Raw genomic sequence first — 1,537 nt, forward strand, 5'->3', positions numbered from 1 at the left:
GCGCCGGGGGAGCCGGAGACGCCGCGCACCCCGGCGGGCGGCGAGTGCGCCTGGGTGAAACCGATCACCTGCTGAGCGACGGCGGGGAGGCGCGTCCGCGCCTCCCGGCCCGGCGAGCGCTCAGGCCGGACGGTCCGGTGGGGGGACCACCGCCGTCGGGTCGCCCCGCTCGATGAGCGCGGCGATCTCAGCGGCCCGCAGCCCGCGCAGTGCCAGCACCCGGGTGCCCCAGCGGTGCAGGCGGCACGGGTGTGGGCTGGCATCGTTGCGGCAGACCACACCCCCGGACCACCGCCGGGGGGCGTGCACCACCACCGCCCGCACGGCGAACTGGGTGTCCTCGCCCGTCACGTACGGCGGCAGGGGAATGTCGCGAAGAACCTCCCCGGACGCTTCACCGGTGCCGGACGAAGCGGCACGACGGACGCGGTGGGCGGTGCTGCTGCTCATTTCCGCTGCCTCCACACTGGATGGTCGGATGGGGACAGCAGAAAGTTACGTCGCATTCGACGCTCCGCGACGGACAAACTGTCCCGCCGCCGCCCGCGCGGCGATGGATCGGTCAGTCAGCGCACCGCCACGGCCTGGAGGCCGACGTTTCCGCAGTGCTGCGTGAAGACCTTCTCGACGGTCCACTTCAGCAACAGTCGAGCACCCTTCGGCAGGGTGAAGCGGATGGTGAACTGGGCGCTCTGACTGGTGTAGGGATCTTCCAGCCGCGCAGTGCTGGCGGGCCCGCCGGTGGACAGCCGCGCTTCCAGCCGCCCGCGTGCCATCCAGATGCCGCCGTACAGCTGGACCGTGCGCGGCCCGCCGCTGCCCGCGACGGCGAGACTGAAGCCGTTGCCGGCACCGCAGGTGTAGACACCGTTGGAGGTGCCGTTCGTCGAGCGGTTCGGTGTGCCGTCGGACCAGCGCACGTACTCCTGGTTGCCGTCCCAGCCGACCCGCCTGCCGGCGCCTCCCCCGTCGATGATCTCGCCGGAGCCGGAGCGCTTGCGGATCGTCGACCTGCCGCCGTCCTCCCCCCAGTGCACCCAGTCCCGGGTGCCCACGGCGGTGAGGTCGACGGCGGCGGGCATCTCCTCCCGGCTCACCGACAGCGCCGGCGCACCGGGCTTGGCCGGTGGTGGCGGCGGGGCGGGCGGGCTGGTCGACGGTGTCGGGTCCGGCGAGGGCGGGCGCTGGCGCGGGCGCAGACCGGGGGTGGCCGGCCCCGCCTCACCGGTGCGCCCGTCGGCGGCCGGGAGAACTGGGGAACGGCCGGTCCCGGCGGACCCGCCGCCCAGACCCACCTGGTCGTCCGGCTCGGGCCCGGACCAGAAGCTGAGGTACGAGATCAACAGCACCAGGCCGACGAGTATGGCGGCTCCCTGAACCACAAAGCGCCGCCGCGGCCGGGCGCGGCGCAGCACGCTGCGGGTGAATCCGGCGGTCGTGGCACGCGGACGGTGCCTCGGCGGCGCGTCGCCAGCCCTCGAACCAGCCCGCGTGCGGTCTTCGTCCGCCACCGACCCCTCCAACTCCACCGCCCGGC

2 protein-coding genes are annotated in these 1,537 nt (G+C 74.2%); both read right to left on the minus strand.

The annotated features are described in order from the left end of the window. Window positions 1–120 precede the first annotated feature (120 nt). Window positions 121–450, minus strand: a complete 330-nt coding sequence (locus KBX53_RS32525; protein WP_030331319.1) for a hypothetical protein — start codon at window positions 448–450, stop codon at window positions 121–123. Window positions 451–566: 116 nt separating this feature from the next. Beyond that, the coding region (locus KBX53_RS32530; protein ID WP_309140908.1) for a hypothetical protein at window positions 567–1,537 on the minus strand (971 nt) is incomplete at its 5' end.

The organism is Micromonospora sp. M51, assembly GCF_018070305.1.
GTDB classification, from domain to species: Bacteria; Actinomycetota; Actinomycetes; order Mycobacteriales; family Micromonosporaceae; genus Micromonospora; species Micromonospora parva.